This window comes from Brevundimonas sp. CURTG3B2_SDJG, from assembly GCF_057364705.1.
This window is the reverse complement of record NZ_JBNFOJ010000570.1, coordinates 1-633: the sequence shown is the minus strand read 5'-3', so window position 1 is coordinate 633 and position 633 is coordinate 1. Positions and strand designations below refer to the sequence as shown.

1 pseudogene is annotated in these 633 nt (G+C 73.6%); it reads left to right on the top strand.

The window, feature by feature from the left end:
* Positions 1-633: pseudogene (locus AC2W7C_RS18715) on the top strand (hypothetical protein); the annotation flags it as partial.

The following is a 633-nucleotide window of genomic DNA, read 5'->3' as shown; positions in this document are numbered from 1 at the left end:
CCGCGCCCCCGCCTCCGCCGCCGCCCGCCCTGACCCTGAACGAGGGGGTGGCCCAGGCCGCGTCGATCTACGTCTCCTTCATGCGCGACGTGGGCACTATCCCCGCCGGCGGCTTCCAGGACGCGGAGTCGATCCAGTCGGCGATCCGAAAGGGCGCGGCCTACGAGCCCGCCCAGCTGTCGCGCGGCATGATCGCCTACGGCTCGATCCTGGCGCTGCAGTCGCCCGAGTTCGTGCAGGGCGTGCGCACCTACGCCGTCGATCCCGCCATTCGCCAGGAGATGGTCGCCCGCCTGATCGCCGATCCGGCCACCGCCGCGACCCTGCCGGGCGCCGACTTGGCCGCCGGCCTGATCGTCGAGACTCTGAGCCGCGACGTCGCCGCCATGCGCGTCATCGCCGACGGGGTGGAGAGCGACGCCTATACGATCCAGGAACGCCGCGACCCCCGCCGCCGCTGGGCCGTCACTCACATCCCGAACCGCGATGTTCGCCTGGAAGGCGCCAAGACCCTGTCAGCGGCGGCCATGCTGCCGTCGGCCGAGGAATCCGCCCGTCTGTTCGCCGCCGCCCACTCGGGCTCGGGCCTGACGCTGACGGCCGGCCGCTCGGGCCCGCCCCTACACCCCCCCG